This window comes from Micromonospora sp. NPDC000089 (assembly GCF_042899365.1).
Classification (GTDB): Bacteria; Actinomycetota; Actinomycetes; order Mycobacteriales; family Micromonosporaceae; genus Micromonospora.
This window is the reverse complement of sequence record NZ_JBIAZT010000005.1, coordinates 144,893-159,786: the sequence shown is the minus strand read 5'-3', so window position 1 is coordinate 159,786 and position 14,894 is coordinate 144,893. Positions and strand designations below refer to the sequence as shown.

General features: G+C 74.6%; 16 protein-coding genes. 9 read left to right on the top strand and 7 right to left on the bottom strand.

What is annotated here, in order from left to right; genetic code table 11:
* Positions 1–20: 20 nt before the first annotated feature.
* Complete coding sequence (locus tag ACFY3U_RS12240; RefSeq protein ID WP_387199254.1) at positions 21–1,262, top strand: hypothetical protein; 1,242 nt, start codon at positions 21–23, stop codon at positions 1,260–1,262.
* A 1-nt stretch (position 1,263) separates the two neighbouring features.
* Here ACFY3U_RS12240 and ACFY3U_RS12235 read toward each other — a convergent pair whose 3' ends face one another.
* The 5 genes from ACFY3U_RS12235 to ACFY3U_RS12215 all read right to left on the bottom strand — a co-directional run bounded on the left by ACFY3U_RS12235 (position 1,264) and on the right by ACFY3U_RS12215 (position 5,664).
* Positions 1,264–1,710, bottom strand: a complete 447-nt coding sequence (locus ACFY3U_RS12235) for a DUF2267 domain-containing protein (protein ID WP_387199251.1) — start codon at positions 1,708–1,710, stop codon at positions 1,264–1,266.
* 191 nt (positions 1,711–1,901) lie between these two features.
* A complete protein-coding gene (locus tag ACFY3U_RS12230; RefSeq protein WP_387199248.1) occupies positions 1,902–2,294 on the bottom strand; it encodes a DUF3592 domain-containing protein in 393 nt (130 codons plus the stop codon).
* A 120-nt stretch (positions 2,295–2,414) separates the two neighbouring features.
* A complete protein-coding gene (locus ACFY3U_RS12225; protein WP_387199918.1) occupies positions 2,415–3,704 on the bottom strand; it encodes a hypothetical protein in 1,290 nt (429 codons plus the stop codon).
* A gap of 104 nt (positions 3,705–3,808) precedes the next feature.
* Positions 3,809–4,627 carry a sugar phosphate isomerase/epimerase family protein gene (locus ACFY3U_RS12220; protein ID WP_387199245.1) on the bottom strand — a complete coding sequence of 273 codons (819 nt, stop codon included), beginning with the start codon at positions 4,625–4,627 and terminating at the stop codon, positions 3,809–3,811.
* Complete coding sequence (locus ACFY3U_RS12215; RefSeq protein WP_387199242.1) at positions 4,627–5,664, bottom strand: zinc-binding alcohol dehydrogenase; 1,038 nt, start codon at positions 5,662–5,664, stop codon at positions 4,627–4,629. Before ACFY3U_RS12215 ends, ACFY3U_RS12220 begins: the two co-directional genes overlap by 1 nt.
* Positions 5,665–5,780: 116 nt before the next feature.
* On the opposite strand from ACFY3U_RS12215, the gene ACFY3U_RS12210 reads away from it, so the two are divergent.
* From ACFY3U_RS12210 to ACFY3U_RS12190, 5 genes are all read left to right on the top strand, one after another.
* Entirely contained in the window at positions 5,781–7,175 is a 1,395-nt protein-coding gene (locus tag ACFY3U_RS12210; protein ID WP_387199239.1) for an ABC transporter substrate-binding protein, read from the top strand.
* Positions 7,172–8,131, top strand: a complete 960-nt coding sequence (locus ACFY3U_RS12205) for a carbohydrate ABC transporter permease (protein WP_387199236.1) — start codon at positions 7,172–7,174, stop codon at positions 8,129–8,131. Before ACFY3U_RS12210 ends, ACFY3U_RS12205 begins: the two co-directional genes overlap by 4 nt.
* Complete coding sequence (locus tag ACFY3U_RS12200; RefSeq protein ID WP_387199232.1) at positions 8,131–8,997, top strand: carbohydrate ABC transporter permease; 867 nt, start codon at positions 8,131–8,133, stop codon at positions 8,995–8,997. The genes ACFY3U_RS12205 and ACFY3U_RS12200 overlap by 1 nt, the downstream gene beginning before the upstream one ends.
* A gap of 209 nt (positions 8,998–9,206) precedes the next feature.
* Entirely contained in the window at positions 9,207–9,821 is a 615-nt protein-coding gene (locus ACFY3U_RS12195; protein WP_387199230.1) for a methyltransferase domain-containing protein, read from the top strand.
* A gap of 40 nt (positions 9,822–9,861) precedes the next feature.
* On the top strand, positions 9,862–10,467 hold the full coding sequence (locus ACFY3U_RS12190) for a class I SAM-dependent methyltransferase (protein WP_387199227.1): 606 nt from the start codon (positions 9,862–9,864) through the stop codon (positions 10,465–10,467).
* Between the two features lie 51 nt (positions 10,468–10,518).
* Here the strand turns inward: ACFY3U_RS12190 and eccB are convergent, their stop codons facing one another.
* Positions 10,519–11,904: a type VII secretion protein EccB gene (eccB, locus tag ACFY3U_RS12185; protein WP_387199224.1), complete on the bottom strand. Its 1,386-nt coding sequence runs from the start codon at positions 11,902–11,904 to the stop codon at positions 10,519–10,521.
* A gap of 116 nt (positions 11,905–12,020) precedes the next feature.
* Here eccB and ACFY3U_RS12180 point away from each other — a divergent pair, with 116 nt between their 5' ends.
* The 3 genes from ACFY3U_RS12180 (at position 12,021) to ACFY3U_RS12170 (ending at position 13,663) form a co-directional block, all read left to right on the top strand.
* A complete protein-coding gene (locus tag ACFY3U_RS12180) occupies positions 12,021–12,623 on the top strand; it encodes a class I SAM-dependent methyltransferase (protein WP_387199221.1) in 603 nt (200 codons plus the stop codon).
* Positions 12,624–12,713: 90 nt separating this feature from the next.
* Positions 12,714–13,427, top strand: coding sequence for a spermidine synthase (locus ACFY3U_RS12175; protein WP_387199218.1), 714 nt, complete (start codon positions 12,714–12,716; stop codon positions 13,425–13,427).
* Between the two features lie 74 nt (positions 13,428–13,501).
* The gene (locus ACFY3U_RS12170; protein ID WP_387199215.1) at positions 13,502–13,663 is read left to right on the top strand and encodes a hypothetical protein; all 162 of its coding nucleotides are present in this window, start codon (positions 13,502–13,504) and stop codon (positions 13,661–13,663) included.
* A gap of 59 nt (positions 13,664–13,722) precedes the next feature.
* On the opposite strand, the gene ACFY3U_RS12165 is transcribed toward ACFY3U_RS12170, so the two are convergent.
* Positions 13,723–14,322: a hypothetical protein gene (locus tag ACFY3U_RS12165; RefSeq protein ID WP_387199212.1), complete on the bottom strand. Its 600-nt coding sequence runs from the start codon at positions 14,320–14,322 to the stop codon at positions 13,723–13,725.
* Between the last annotated feature and the right edge of the window lie 572 nt (positions 14,323–14,894).

Below are 14,894 nucleotides of genomic sequence, written 5' to 3'. Positions count from 1 at the left end.
GGGTGGGCACAGTTGGTGGCATGACGACGAACCCGTACGCCCCGCTGGCCCGCTACGCCGCCCGGCTGCACGCCGAGATCGGCGCCCGCCACCACGTCGCCTCGCCGCTGGGCGCCTGGCTGCTGCTGGCGCTGACCGCGCCGGCGGCCACCGGCCCGGCCCGCGCGGAGCTGGAGGACGCGCTCGGCACCGACGCCGACACCGCCGCCGCGACGGCCGCCGCGCTGCTGGACCGGCCGCATCCGCTGGTGCCGTCGGCCAGCGCGATCTGGCACCGACCGGGGTACGACGCCGCTCCGCTCGCCGACTGGCGGGCGACACTGCCCCGGGCCACCGAGACCGGGCCGCTGCCCGGGCAGGCAGAGCTGGACGCCTGGGCGCGGGAGCACACCCTCGGGCTGATCGACCGGTTCCCGCTGACCGTCTCGCCGCAGGTGGTGCTGGCGCTGGCCGGCGCGCTGGCCACCCGGGTCTCCTGGGCCGACCCGTTCGACCTCGCCCCGGCCACCGCGCTCGGCGCGGACAGCGCCTGGGCCGGCCGGTTGGAGCGGGTGCTGCGCACCCCGGAACGCGGGCACCGGGCGTGGATCGCGACCAGCGCGGCGGCCGGTGACGTGGCGGTGCACCAGGCGGCGGCGACGGAGCACGACGGGGCCGGGCTGACCGTGGTGTCGGTGGCCGGGTCGGGGACGCCGGCACAGGTGCTCGACGCCGCCTACGAGGTGGCCGCCGGGCTCGCCGACGACGGCGCGGAGCCGGCCGGCCGGCGGTCCCTGTTCGACCTGCCGCTGGGCGACGCCCCGCTCTGGACGGTACGGGAGGAGCGGGCACCCACCCGCGCGCCGGGTGGCCGGGAGGAGCGGCACCACGCGGTGCTGCCCTGCTGGTCGGCGCGGGACGAGCACGACCTGACCGCCCCCGCGCTCGGCTTCCCGGCGGTGTCCCGGGCGCTGGCCGGGCTGCTCGGCGAGCCGGAGCTGGGCGTCGAGGCGCGGCAGGCGACGATGGCCCGCTACGGCCGGTACGGCTTCGAGGCGGCCGCGGTGACGGCCGCGTTCGCCCTGGCCAGCATGCCCCCGGAGGGGGTCATCCGGACGGCACGGCTGCGCTTCGGCCAGCCGTACGCGGTGGTCGCGGTGACCACCGACCGGCGCGAGGGTGGCGTCGGCCCCTGGCACGGGGTGCCGGTGTTCTCCGGTTGGGTGGCCGAGCCGCAGGAGCCGGCGGAGAGCGACCTGGCCGATCCGCCCACGGCGTTCTGACCTACCGCGCTCCCCCGGACGGTCGGGGTGGGCCCGGGTCGACGGCGCCACCGGGGCGGGCCGGCAGCTGGGCCACCAGGTCGTGGAACTCGCCGACGGTGACCGCCTCACGCAACGTGGCGAAGACGGCGCGCACCCCGGCCTGCGCGGTGGCCGGCTCCACCCCGGCCCGGTCGGCCACCCGACGCAGGAACTCCACCGGCCCGAAGGCCGCCGCGCCGCCGCCCGGGTGCGGGCCGGTCAGCCGCGGTTGCGGGGCGTCGGTCGGCGGCGGGGCGGCGAGGTAGCCGCTCAGCTCGTCCGGCAGCTGGGCGGACAGGTCGCCGGCCTCGCCGGCGCTGACCCGTTCGGCGACCGTCACCAGGGTGGCGCGGGCGATCGCCGCGGCCGTCTCCGGCGGCAGCTCGGCCCGCCGCGCCACCGCCGCGACGAAGAGAGGAAACCGCACCTCAGCCCTCCTCCCCTCAGCCGGCGCACGCGGGGCCGGGCGCCGGCCGCGCGCTTACCCGGGCCGGCCGGGCGCAAACGAGGGACCAACGACCCGGGCGGCACGTGCGCGCGGCCCTGCCCGGCCGCCCCGCCCGCTCGTAGCGTCGCAGCACGGCCGACCGGCGGGTCAAGCGGGTTGCCGGCGGCCCGTCACCGGGCCGCGCGTTCCCGTCGGTTGGCGCGGATGAGGCCCCAGGTGGCCAGCGGCACCCCGATCAGCGCGGCGATGGTGGCGCCGAGAACCACGTACGCCGTCTGGCGGTTCTCCGGGGCGCGCACGTCCCGGACGTCGTCGGTGGGCCGGCGTGGGTCGTAGACGATGGTCACCGCGTCGCCGACGACGGGGCGCGGCCCGGGGGCCGCGTCGCCCTGACCGATCCTGGCCTGCACCCGGCGCCCGTCGCCGGTGGTGAACTCGACCTTCGCCCGGCCGCGGTTCACCTGCACCACCCGCGCCGGGGCCTCGCGGCCGCGGTCGCGCAGCGCGTTGTCGTTGCTCCACGTCTGCCAGGTGGCGATCGCGAATCCGACGATGACGACCACGCCCATCGCCGCGTAGAGAGGGGCGGGCGGACGCCGCCGAGGGGAAATGCCCACGCAGTCCCTTTCCCCGTCGGCGCCGGCCGGGAAACCGCGAACGGACGGCGCGCCCGCCGGGGCGCCTCAGCCCTCGGCGAGGACGTCCAGCAGCAGCGCGGCGGTCCAGCTGAACGCCGGTGAGCCGAGCCCGGCGCCGGTGTCCGGGTGGAAGTACTCGTGGCAGCCGGCGCCGGCGACCAGCTCCAGCATGGACTCCCGCAGCCCGGCGGCCAGGTCGGGGCGGCCGTGCCCGCGCAGCCCCCGCCAGAGCAGCCAGCCGGTGTTCAACCAGCTCGGCCCCCGCCAGTAGCGCAGCGGCTCGAAGTCCGGCGCGGTCCGGTCGTGACTGGGCAGCGGCCGGGTCATCCGCTCGGCCAGGCCGAACCGCGCCGAGCGGGCCTCGGTCAGCACCGCATCGACCTGCCGGGCCGGCAGGTCGGGCAGGATCAGCGGCATCAGCCCGAGCACCGTGCGGGCCGGGATCAGCCGGCCGGTGCGCAGGTCACGCGGGTGGAAGGTGCCGGTGACCGGGTCGTACAACCGGTCGACCACCGCCCGGGTGATCGCCGCCGCGCGGGCCTGGTGCGGCCCCGGGTCGGCGCCGACCACGCCGGCGATCCGGGCCAGCGCGTGCTCGGCCGCCCCCAGCGCCGCGTTGAGCAGCGGGCACTCCACCAGGAAGGGCTGCCGCCCGGCCAGCCCGTCGTCGGCGTAGCCGTGCCGCCGGTAGGCGGCCACCAGCGCGACGTAGCGCGCGTAGTCCAGGTCCGTGGGGCGCTGCGCGGCCGCCGCGTGCGCGGTGTCATGCCGGCGGTACGCCTTCATCACGCTCGCGTCGGCCGGCACCGCCGCCATCGGTACGTCCCAGGCGGGGCTGTTGTCCAGCCCGGACTCCCACGGGTGCACGATCGCGGCCAGCCCGGCCCCGCCCACGTCCCGCGGCCCGGTCAGGTAGCGCTGCCAGGCGACCAGCCGGGGGTAGAGCCAGCGCAGCTCCCGCACCGACGCCTCGGACGGCGCCCGGCGGTGCACCAGCCAGGCGGCCGTCGCGTGTACCGGCGGCTGGATCAGGCCGGAGGTGGCGGCCGCCGGGGCGCCGTCGGCGGCGGCGGAGTCCCAGAACTCCGGCCCGGGAAAGTACGAACCGACGCGCAGCGCCGGGTTGAACACGATGTGCGGCACCCGCCCGTCGGCCCACTGCGCGGCGAAGAGGCTGCGCAGCTCCCGCCAGGCGCGGTCGGGGCGGACGTGGGCCAGCCCGATCGCGATGAACGCCGAGTCCCAGCTCCACTGGTGCGGGTAGAGGGTGCGCGACGGCACGGTGTGGTCGTGCTCCCAGTTGGCGTCCAGGGTGGCCAGCGCCGACCGGCGCAGCTCGGCGACCCGTTCGCCGGGGTCGGGTCGGGGCGTGCCGCCGGGTAGGGGCGCGACGCCGAGGCCGCCGGTCGGCGCCCCGGTCGGGCCGCCGGTCCCGGCGCTCACGCCGCCGCCTGCCGGGGCTGGGCGTGCCGCAGCACCACGGCCGCCTGCTGCAGCGCGCGCACCGGGTCGCCGCGCAGTCGGCACTCCAGCGCCAGCCAGCCGCGGTAGCCGATCTCCAGCAGGGTGCGCAGGGTGCCCGGCCAGTCCAGGTGCCCGGCGCCCGGCTGGTACCGGTTGGAGTCGCTGACCTGCACGTGCCCGAGGTACGGCGCGGCGGCCCGCAGCGCGGCCGGCACGTCGTCCTCCTCGATGTTCATGTGGTACGTGTCGGCGACCACCCGCACCGAGGGCAGCCCGACCGCGGCGCACAGCGCCACCGCCTCGTCCAGCCGGTTGACCATGTGGTCCTCGTACCGGTTGAGCGGCTCCAGGAAGAGGGTGACCCCCTCGGCGCGGGCGTGCTCGCCCAGCGCGCCGAGCGCGTCGACGAGCACCTGCCGGTCGGCGGCCGGCGGGCGGGGCGGTTCGAACGGCGGCAGCCGGCGGGAGAACATCCCCCAGGCGGCGGGGGTCATCGCGCCGATCCCGCCCAGCTGGGCGATCACCGACAGCTGGGAACGCAGGTTGGCGACCGCGTCCCGGGAGCGGGCCGGGTCGAAATCGCCGATGAAGTGGTCCATGTCGACGCAGACGGTCGGCATCACCACCCCGTCGGCGCGGGCCCGGCGCAGCTCCGGCAGCCGGCGGGCGAACGCGAGGTCGCCACGGCCGCGCAGCTCGATGCCGTCGTAGCCGAGGGCGGTGGCGAGGGCGAATTTCTGGGACAGGTCGGTGCCCGGGAGCAGCTGCTCCTGGCAGGCGAGCGGAATCGACATCAGAACCTCAGCACGACTTGTAGGACGTCATCGGCACCCCGGTCGAGCAACGCCAGCGCGTCGGCCACCGCGCGGGCGTCCACGACGTGGCTCACCAGCGGCAGCGGATCGACGCTGCCCTCGGCCACCAGGTCCATGAAGGTGTGGGCGATGCGGGCACCGGTCCACCGGCCGGCCAGGCCGGGCACCGGGGCGGGCCCGGAGACCTGGGCCGCCACCAGCTGGATCCGGTTGTGGTGGAACTCCTCGCCCAGGCCGAGGCCGTCGGCCTGGCCCTGGTAGAAGCCGGCGGCCACGACGCGGCCGGACTGGGTGGTGGCGCGGATCGCCTCGTGCAGCGCCGGGTACGCCCCGGACAGCTCCAGGCAGACGTCGGCCCCGCGCCCGCCGGTGGCGCCGTGCAGCACGGTGGCGGCGGACTCGGCGGCGGCGTCGACGGTGATCCGGGCGCCGAGGCGGGCGGCCGTGGTGAGCCGGGTGGAGACCCGGTCCACGGCGACCACCCGGGCGCCGGACAGCACCGCGAGCCGGGTGGCGAGCAGCCCGATGACGCCCTGCCCGAAGACCCCGACCCAGTCGCCGAGGTGCAGGTCGGCGGCGAGCACGGCGGTGAGCGCGATGGCGCCGGGCCGGGCGAACACCGCGGCCAGTGGGTCGAGCCCGGGGGCGAGCGGGGTGACCGCGTCGGCCGGCAGCACGGCCTCGGCGCGGTGCCCCCAGATGCCCCAGACGAGCTGGCCGGGGCGCCTGCCGACGACGTCCGGGGCCACCTCGACCAGCTCGCCGACCTCCTCGTAGCCGAACCCGACCAGCGGGTACGGCACCGGGGTGTGGCGGGGGACGAACATCCGACTGACGTCGTCCCAGTCCTTGCTGAGCCGGGGGTTGCTGCCCCGGAAGAGGGTCAGCTCGGTGCCGGCGGAGATGCCGGAGAAACAGGTGCGCACCCGCACCTGCCCCGGGCCGAGTGGATCGGAGGGGCAGGGCTCGAGGCTCACGCGCCGCGGCCCGGCCAGCGAGACAACGAAGTTGTCCATAGTGTCGCTCCCGGAAAGTACCGGGCTCAATCTTAACAAAAAATTGCCATATGTCTTGTAATTGATCAATCAGGCACGTTGAATCCGTCATGTACCCTTCGAGAGGAGTGCCACCGATGTCTTCCCCTCCGGTGCGGATGCTGGCCGCCACCCTGATCATGGCAGTAACCGGGGTCAGCCTGCTGGCCTGCAGCGACGACAAGCAGAAGAGCGACAGCAACGAGATAACCGTGTGGAGCCTGGAGGACGTCGCCGACCGGGTCACCGCCACCAAGGCGATCATCGCGGACTACACCGCCAAGACCGGAGTGAAGGTCAACCTGGTCACCGTCAACGAGGACCAGTTCCCGTCCCTCATCGCCTCCAGCGCGGCCGCCGGTGAGCTGCCCGACGTGGTCGGGTCCGTCTCCCTCGCCGGCATCCGCACGCTGGCCGGCAACGAGCTGCTGCACCCCGACGCCAACCAGCAGATCGTGGACAAGCTCGGCAAGGACACCTTCTCCCCCCGGGCACTGGAGCTCAGCTCCGAGGGCGGCAAGCAGCTCTCCGTGCCCAGCGACGGGTGGGGTCAGGTGCTGGTCTACCGCAAGGACCTGTTCACCGCGGCCGGCCTGCCCGCCCCGGACACGTACGAGAAGATCACCGCGGCCGCGACCACGCTGAACACCGGCGGCGTCGCCGGCATCACCGCGGCCACCGCCCCCGGCGACGTGTTCACCCAGCAGACCTTCGAGCACATCGCGCTGGCGAACAACTGCCAGCTCACCGACGACTCGGGCGCGGTCAAGCTGGACTCGCCGGAGTGCGTGGAGGCGTTCCGCTTCTACGGCGACCTGATGCGCAACCACTCGGTCAAGGGCGCCCAGGACGTGGACAGCACCCGGGCCACCTACTTCGCCGGCAAGGCGGCGATGCTGATCTGGTCGCCGTTCATCCTCGACGAGCTGGCCGGGCTGCGGAACGACGCCAAGCCCACCTGCCCGCAGTGCGCCAAGGACCCGACCTGGCTGGCCAAGAACAGCGGCTTCGTCAACGCGATCAAGGGGCCCAACGGCACCGAGCCGGCCCAGTACGGCGAGATCAGCTCGTGGGCGGTGCTCGACGGCGCGGCCGCCGACCCGGCGAAGTCGTTCGTGGAGTACATGCTCTCCGACGGCTACCCGCGCTGGTTCGGCATGTCCCCCGAGGGCCGGGTGCCGGTGCGCCGGGGCACCGCGGAGGACAAGCAGAAGTTCCTCACCGCCTGGAACACCAGCAAGGCCGGGGTGGACACCAAGAAGCCGCTCTCCGAGGTGTACGGCGCCGACGTGCTGGACGCCGTCCGCAAGAGCCCGGACACCTTCCAGCGCTGGGGCCTGCCGCAGGGCCAGGGCAAGCTGGTCGGGGCGATCCTCGGTGAGCTGCCGGTGCCGAAGGCGCTCGCCGACGTGGTTGGCGGCAAGACCGATGCCGCGGCGGCCGCCGCCCGCGCCAAGAAGGACGTCGAGGCGATCAAGGCGGGCGTCAATTGACCACCACCGCGCCGGAGACCGGCCGCTCCCCCGCTGGGGAGCGGCCCGGTCCCGGCCGGCGCCGCCCGTCGCCGCTGCGCCGCCGCGAGTCGCGCGAGGGGCTCGCCCTGGTCGCCCCCACCCTGCTGGTGGTGATCGCGGTGATCGGCATCCCGATCGTGTGGACCGTGGTGCTGGCCTTCCAGCGGGTACGCCTGGCCACCCTGCGCAAGACCGGGCTCTTCGGTGAGCTGACGCTGAGCAACTTCGACCGGGTGCTGCACACCCCCGGCTTCGCCGACACCCTGTGGACCACCCTGCTCTACAGCGTGGGCGGCACCTTCGGCTCGATCGCGATCGGCCTGGTGGCCGCGCTGGTGGTCCGCCGGCCGTTCCGCGGGCGCACCCTGGTGCGCGCGTCGATGCTGCTGCCGTACGTGGCGCCGGTGGTCGCGGTGGCCTTCGTCTGGCAGGTGATGCTCGACCCGCAGCTCGGCATCGTCAACGACTGGGGCCGGCGGTTCCTCGGCTGGGACGCGCCGATCCCCTTCCTCTCCCAGGACTCGACGGCGCTCTGGACGGTGATCGCCTTCGAGGCGTGGCGCTACTTCCCGTTCGCGTTCCTGTTCCTGCTGGCCCGGCTGCAGGCGGTGCCCGGCGAGCTGGAGGAGGCCGCCCGGGTCGACGGGGCCACCCCGACCCAGCGCTTCCGGCACATCCTGCTGCCGCAGCTGCTGCCGGTGATCGCCCTGCTGTCGGTGCTGCGCTTCATCATGACGTTCAACAAGTTCGACGACGTCTACCTGCTCACCGGCGGCTCCGCCGGCACCGAGGTGGTCAGCGTCCGGGTCTACCAGTTCCTCACCGCCCGCACCGACGTGGGCGCGGCGGCGGCGCAGGCGGTCGTGCTGGCCGTGGTGCTGATCGTCTTCGTGGCGATCTACCTTCGCTTCTTCACCCCGCGACGGGAGGCGTGATGGACCGCGACCAGTTCGAGACCGCCTCCCTGCGCTGGCTGCGCCGGCTGGTGATCGCCGCGTTCCTGCTGGTCACCGTGCTGCCGTTCTGGTACATGCTGGTGCTCTCGGTGCGCCCGATCGAGCGGCTGCTGCTCGACCCCGGCTCGCTCTGGGTGCCGATCAGCGAGTTCACCGTCGACACGTACACCGAGGTGTTGAAGGCCGCCGACGACGGCGGCCAGGGTTTCCTCACCTTCATCCGCAACAGCGGCATCGTGGCGATCTCCGCGACGCTGCTGACCCTGGTGGTGGCGATCCCCGGGGCGTACGCGGTCTCCCGGCTGCGGTTCTTCGGGCGCCGACAGGTCAACTTCCTGTTCCTGGCGGTCTACCTGTTCCCGTCGATCGTCATCGCCATCCCGCTGTTCGTGGTGTTCACCCGGGCCGGGCTGCGCGGGTCGCTGTTCGGGCTGGTGCTGGTCTACATCTCGCAGACCCTGCCGGTCTCGGTCTACATGCTGAAGAACTACTTCGAGACCATCCCGATCAGCCTGGAGGAGTCCGCGGCCATCGACGGGGCCGGGCGTCTCGGCATCATCCGCCGGGTCGCCCTGCCGCTGGCCGCCCCGTCGATCATGGCGGTCGCGCTGTACGACTTCATGATCGCCTGGAACGAGTTCCTCTTCGCCCTGCTGTTCCTGGTGGACAAGCCGAACCGGTGGACGGTGTCGCTCGGGTTGTCGCTGCTCTCCGACGGCGTGGAGGTGCCCAAGACGGTGCTGATGGCCGGCTCGGTGATCCTCACCCTGCCCATCGTGATCCTCTTCTTCGCCAGCGAGCGGCTGCTGACCGAGGGGCTCACCGCGGGGGCCGAGAAGGGCTGACCGGCACGGAACCACGGGCGGTGACCGGCGCGTCGGTCACCGCGCGTAGCCGTGCGACACATCCCCGTCGAGTGGTACCAATCATGACTCATCGGCCGTAGCATCTGCCGGAGCCCGCCTCGGCGGGTACGGGGAGGCCGACGTCGCGCCGCGCGCGGACGCCGGAGGTGTACCCACACCACCCCCGTACCCGCGACAGAGGACCGACGATGCGACAGACACCGATGGACCGCCCGGCGGGAACGCAGGGCGAGGAGTACACCCGACGCTTGCAGCGCCTCGGCGGCGCGCGGTGGAAGCGGGTGCTCGACGTCCAGGCGCCGTACCGGTGGAACCTGCGCCGGCTGCGCCTGGGCCGGACCCTGGACGTGGGCTGCGGGCTGGGCCGCAACCTCGGCAACCTCGGCGCCGGGGCGGTCGGCGTGGACCACAACCCCACCTCGATCGCGCACGCCCGGGCGGCCGGGTTCGAGGCCTACACCGTGGAGGAGTTCCACCGCGGCGCGCACGCCCGGCCGGGCGCCTTCGACGCGCTGCTCGCCGCGCACCTGCTGGAGCACCTCCCCGCCGAGCAGGCGCTCGAGGTGCTCGCCGGCTACCTGCCGTACGTGCGCTCCGGCGGCACCGTCGTGCTGATCACCCCGCAGGAGCGCGGGTACGCCAGCGACGCCACCCACGTACGCTTCGTCGGCTTCGCCGAGGCCGCCCAGGCCGCCCGGGACCTGGGGCTGACCGTCCGGCGGCAGTACTCCTTCCCCTTCCCCCGGGCGCTGGGCAGGATCTTCACGTACAACGAGTTCGTCACCGTCGCCCGGGTGCCGTGACCGCCCGGCCCGGCGCCCGGCGGCCGGTTACCGTGGCGGCATGAGCAAGCCGACGCGCTGGGCGGCCGAGACCGGCCCCGGGCACTCGCAGTGGTACATCGACCGGTTCCGCAAGCTCGCCGCCGAGGGCGCGGACCTCGCCGGCGAGGCCCGGCTGGTGGACGCCGTGGTGGCGCCCGGGTCGCGGATCCTCGACGCCGGCTGCGGCACCGGCCGGGTGGGTGCCGCGCTGGCCGCGCGGGGGCACCGGGTGATCGGGGTGGACGCCGACCCGGCGCTGGTCGAGGCCGCCCGGGCCGACCATCCCGGCCCGCTCTGGCTGGTCGCCGACCTGGCCACGCTGGACCTGGCGGCGGCCGGCGAGCCGGAGCCGTTCGACGCCGCGGTGGTGGCCGGCAACGTGATGGCCTTCGTGGCGCCCGGCACCGAACCGGCCGTGCTGGCGCGGATCGCCGCCCACCTCAAGCCGGACGGGCCGGCCCTGGTCGGCTTCGGCACCGACCGCGGCTACCGGATCGAGGACTTCGACGCCGACGCGGTCGCCGCCGGGCTACGCGTCGAGCAGCGCTTCGCCACCTGGGACCTGCGCCCCTGGCGCGACGACGCGGACTTCGCCGTCACCCTGCTGCGCCGCCCGGCCGGCTGATCCGCGACGCCTGTCGTCGCCGGGCGCGTCGCGCCGGCGCCCGCCCGACCGTCAGGCGGGGGCGGCCACCACCCGGGCGGCCGCCGGGTCCAGGGTGCTGCCGGCCGGGACCAGGCTGACCAGCCCGGCGGGCAGCCGCACCGGCGTGACGTCCCGGTAGCCGAGCATGCCCCGGACGTCCGCGTCGGCCAGCACGTACCGCCGGCCCAGGTCGGTCACCACGGAGACGGCGCCGCCGGTCGCACCGGGCGCGGCGACCGACTCCACCACGGCCCCGGCGCCCGGCTCGACCAGCACGTGGTCGGCCAGGGCGCCCCGGGCGGACCCGGCGGTGCGGGCGGTGGTGGACAGGTCCGGCACGGCGGCGCCGACCCGGACGTCGCGCACCTCGCCGTCGGCGCCCACCCGGCCGCACAGGCCGCCGCCGTCCGACCCGGCCAGCCGGGGCAGCCCGGCCGGCGGCGCGGTGGGCCCGCTCGGCGCGAGGTCCTGCGGCTGGAGCAGCGCGGCGAACCGGCCGAGCGTCACCGGCTCCGGTTCGCCCTGGCCGGTGCGGGCCATCAGCAGGGCCGCCTGCAACTCGGTGATCCCGGCCAGGCCCGCGCGCACCGCGACCGCGTACTGCCGGCCGCCGCCGGAGTTGCGGACCAGGTAGACGTCGCCGACGGTGGCGCCCTCGACCCGGTCGGAGGGCTTCCCGAGGCCGGGCAGCGCGGGCGCGGCCAGGTCGGCCCCCGCAGGCAACGTGTCCAGCAGCGCCGGCGCCACCGGCACGGCGCGCTGCCGGGTCGCCGCCAGCGCCGCCAGCGCCCGGACCGGGTCCCGCAGCAGGTAACGCCGCTGGTGCCAGATCAGGTACAGGGTGCCGTCGGGATGCCGCACCAGCAGCGCGTCGTCGCCGAGCACCCGCCCGCCGGTCGCCTCCCGGCCGATCAGCAGGGCCGACCGCGGGGCGGCGCGGTCGGCGCCGGCCGCCGCGACCGAGCAGACCGTCCACGGCACGGTGGAGAGCCGGCCGGGCGCGGGCAGCGAGTCCGGCGCGTCCGCGATGCCCAGCGGCAGGCCGCGCGGCACACCCTCGATGGACCGCCGCGACACCAGCACCGTACGGGACCGGTCGGCACCCACGATCAGCAGCGCGGACGCGTAGTTGAGCACCGGGTGCAGCTTGCCGTCGCGGTAGACGAAGCGGGCCCCGGACTCCTTTTCGACGATCACCGCGCCGGTGTCCCGCCACTTCGACCCCCCGCCGGCGAACAACCCGTAGAGCGCGAAGCCACCGAGGACGATCACCGCCACCAGCACGCTCGCCAGCCCGGCCCCGGCCAGCCGGCGAAACGGCGACTGCGCCGGGTCGGTCTCCCGCGTGACCAGCGCGGCCACCGCCCGCTGGACGGTGAACTGGTACGAGTGCAGCTGGTCCTGCCGCGACGGCATGGTGTCCCTTCCGGCGATTCGACCGGCACAGGATATGCGCTGCGTCGATGTCCCGGGGACCCGGCGTGACCGCGGCGCTCCCCCACCCACCGTCGTCGACGGCGTATAACCGGTGTATGGACAGCACCGAGTGGGACGCCCGGTACGCCGCCGCGCCGGAGCTGGTGTGGACCGGTGAGCCGAACCGGTTCGTGGTGGAGACGACCGGCGACCTGCCACCTGGCGACGCCCTGGACCTGGCCGCCGGCGAGGGCCGCAACGCCGTCTGGTTGGCCGCCCGCGGCTGGCGGGTGACGGCGGTCGACTTCGCCGCGGTGGCCGTCGCGCGTGGACGGGAGCTGGCGGCGGCTCGGGGCGTACCGGTGGACTGGCGGGTCGCGGACGTCACCACCGAGCTGCCGGAGCCCGACCGGTACGACCTGGTGCTGATCTCCTACCTGCACCTGCCCGCGGCGCAGCGGGCGTCGGTGCTCGCCGGAGCGGCGGCGGCGCTGCGGCCGGGCGGCACGATCGTGGTGGTCGGGCACGACCGGGCCAACCTCGACGGCGGGGTCGGCGGCCCGCAGGACCCGACGGTCCTGCTGACCCCGGAGGCGGTGGTCGACGGCCTGGCCGGGCTGCGGGTGCGGCGGGCCGGCACGGTGCGCCGGCCGGTGACGGCGGACGGATCGACCGTGGACGCGCTCGACACGCTGGTGGTCGCCACCAGACCGGCCTGAAGCCCGCCCGCGGGCTGCTCCGGGTTCGCGGCCCCGGGCCGCCCGGGCCGGTAGCATCCGGGCACTGACGACGAGGCGGAGGGCGGCCGGGTGGGCACGCGATTCGAGGAACTGGCCTGGCGGGACACCCCGATCGGGGAGATCAGCCTGCGCCGCCGGCACGACCCGACGGTCGACGTCGACGTGTACGAGGTGAAGCTCGACGACGAGTTCCTGATGTCCAGCCTCTTTCCGGTGGCGGAGATCGAGCTGGCCCGGCTGGGGCTGGCGCCGCTGAGCGGTGACGCGCTCGACGTGGTGGTCGGCGGCCTCGGCCTCGGCTACACCGCGCGCACCGCCCTGGAGGACCCCCGGCTGCGCTCCATGGTGGTGGTGGAGGCGATCGAGGACGTGATCGACTGGCACCGCCGGGAGCTGCTGCCCTTCGCCGCCGGGCTCGCCGTCGACCCGCGTACCCGGTTCGTCCGGGCCGACTTCTTCGCCATGCTGGCCGAGGGAAACGGCCTCGACCCGGACGATCCCGACCGACGCTTCCACGCGGTGCTGCTGGACGTGGACCACTCCCCCCGCAACGTGCTGCATCCGAGCCACGCCGCCTTCTACACACCGGACGGCCTACGCCGGCTGGCCGACGTGCTGCGCCCCGAGGGCGTCTTCGCGCTCTGGTCGGACGACCCGCCGGACGACGACTTCGGCGCGGTGCTGGCCGCGGTGTTCCCGATCTGGCAGGCGCACGTCGTCCGGTTCGCCAATCCGCTCACCGGCGGCGAGTCCGCGAACACGGTGTACGTCGCCCGTCGGTGAATCCGCTGGTCGGCCGGCATGCTCGCCGCCGCAGCGGGAAGACGGGCCGGCAGGACTGAGGCGAGGAGGCGGACATGCGGGCCATGCTCTGGGTCGTCGGTGTGGTGGGCGGCGCGCTCATTCTGCTCGGACTGCTCCTGGAGGCGGTCCGCTGGCTGGTGGTCATCGGCATCATCGCGCTGATCGTGGTGATCGTGCTGGCGCTCGTCCGGGGTCGTCAGGTGATGCGACGCTGAAGACGCCGCTGGCCGGCACCCCGGGTTGGGGGTACCGGCCAGCGGTGGTTCCTGTCGGGTCAGCTGTTCCAGTGCTGGGCCACCAGGTCGGCGGCCTGCTGCTCCCACTGGGCGTAGGCGTCCGGGTACGCCGACACCTGCACCGTCTGCGCGGCCTCGGTCAGCGGCATGTCCTGCCACCCGTCGACCTGCTTCAGGCCCTTCTGGAACGCCATCGTGGAGTAGATCGGGTCGGTGATCTGCTCCGGGGTGCCCCAACCCGAGCTCGGGCGCTGCTGGAACAGGCCCAGCGAGTCGTGGTCGTTGCGGTCACCCAGATGACCCAGGTTCTCCAGCTTCGACTCCTGCAGGGCGGTGGCGATCGAGATCACCGCGGCCCGCTCGTCCAGACCCGACTTCTTCGTGCCGGCGATGATCGCCTTCACGTTCTTGGTCTGCTCGTCGTTCAGGGTGATGCGGGACTGCGCACCCTGCACACCGTGCGGGATCAGCTTGCCCTTGTCCACACCCGGCTTGTCGGCCTGCACCGCGACGGCGACCGGCTTGACGCCGGTGGTGGGGGCGGCGTCGGCGTGCATGGCCGGGCCGGCGAACACGCCACCGGCGAAGGCCAGACCAGCGATACCCAGCACACTCTTACGCAGCATGGTGGTAGCCATCAGAAATCAGCTCCTCGGGGGTTGGCCCACACCACCAGGGGGACGGTGGCACGAGCAAGCACCACGACGGGGCGCTCTCAATCAGGGGATCCGTGCGCGCCACAACCGGCGGCGCATGCACGGGGGAAAGTCTTGAGGGGTTCGGCGGCTGCACGACCGGAAGGGGGTCGCGGCGCCGGACCAGGTGTAACGACCGCCCGCCCACCCTCATTCCCGGGGGACGTGGCACCCACCGGCCAGGCCGGGCGGGGCGCTCCTGCGGTCATCCAGGTGATGTAACGACCCCGCCCCGCCCACCATTCCACTGCCAGAGTGCCACCCGTCACGGGACACCACCGGACACCACCGCCCAGACCGCACCGCCCGCGTAGCCGGCCCACGTCGCGAACCGGACACCCGGGCACGAACCTTGTCGACCTCGGCTGCGGCATCCCCGTTCGTGAGAGCTCGCCGCCGACCCCCGAACCGGACATCCGGCCGCGGACTTCGTCACCGCGCCCGCCGGCCCCGGCGCCTCCCCACGGACGCTACGGAGCTGATGACGTAAACGAATCGGGCGGGCCGCGGGTGAC